Genomic DNA, 1,185 nt, shown 5'->3' with positions numbered 1-1,185 from the left:
CGTCATACCAACGGGTGTTGGTTCTGGCTCGTATGGGATTCCCCACGTCCTCTTGATCTGCATCATGATGGCAAACGGAGGTTTGCCATGGCGACGCCCATTCCGCTTCGCACCGACTTTGATGGTCCAGGCCTGCGCCGGCTGGCGCGGGAGACCAAGGACGCCAACCAAACCCGCCGACTTCTGGCGCTTGCAGCGATCTACGATGGTGGCTCGCGCATCGATGCGGCCCGGATCGGCAGCGTGACGCTTCAGATCGTGCGCGACTGGGTGCTGCGGTTCAACCATCGCGGTCCAGCCGGGCTCGTCAACGTCAAAGCGCCGGGCAGTCCCTCCAAACTCAACGAGGCGCAGCGCCTTGCGTTGGCGAAGATCGTCGAGAGCGGCCCCATCCCGGCGGTCCACGGCGTGGTGCGCTGGAGGCGCAAGGATCTCGTGCAGTGGATCTTCGAGGAGTTCGCCATCTCGCTGGACGAGACCACGATCGGGCGCGAGTTGAAGGCGCTCGGCTTTGCCAAGCTGTCGGCCCGTCCGCGCCACTATGCGCAGAACGAGTTCGAGGTGGAGGCTTTCAAAAAAGCTTCCCGGCCGAGTTGGCGGCCATCCAGACCAAGCTCCCGCCGTGCACCGAGATCGAACTCTGGTGGGCTGATGAAGCCCGTATAGGCCAGAAGAACAAGATGACCCGCCGTTGGGCCCGGCGCGGCACGAGACCGTCTGCCCCGCACGACCAGCGCACCATGTGGGCCTACATCTTCGGCGCGGTCTGTCCCAAGAAGGGCAAGGGTGCAGGCCTCGTCCTGCCCTACTGCGACATCGGCTCGATGAACCAGCATCTGGCGGAGATCTCGCTCGCCGTCGATCCCGGCGCCCATGCCGTGCTGATCCTGGACCGCGCCGGCTGGCACATGACGCAAAAGCTCGTCGTGCCTGCCAACATCACGCTGCTCTTCCTGCCGCCGCGTGCGCCCGAACTGAACCCGGTCGAAAACGTCTGGCAGTTCATGCGTGACAACTGGCTCTCCAACCGCGTCTTCATCGACTACGACGATATCGTCGCCCATTGCTGCGAGGCCTGGAACAAGCTCGTCAATCAGCCCTGGAAAATCATCTCCATCGGCATGCGCGACTGGGCACATCGGTTCTGATCAGTGCCTGTCTGTTATACACCTATGACGCCGGCAA

General features: G+C 63.1%; 1 protein-coding gene. It reads left to right on the top strand.

All coding sequences use genetic code 11. The features are described from left to right. Window positions 1-87 precede the first annotated feature (87 nt). A protein-coding gene (locus NS365_RS23925; RefSeq protein WP_153003919.1) for an IS630 family transposase occupies window positions 88-1,148 on the top strand; the annotation gives its coding sequence in 2 pieces (ribosomal slippage) (window positions 88-568 and window positions 568-1,148; 1,062 coding nt in all). Window positions 1,149-1,185: the final 37 nt, after the last annotated feature.

This window comes from Aureimonas ureilytica (genome assembly GCF_001475935.1).
In the GTDB taxonomy this organism is placed as follows: domain Bacteria; phylum Pseudomonadota; class Alphaproteobacteria; order Rhizobiales; family Rhizobiaceae; genus Aureimonas; species Aureimonas ureilytica_A.
Note: the sequence above shows the minus strand (reverse complement) of the source record. Positions and strands in the feature narration are given on the sequence as shown.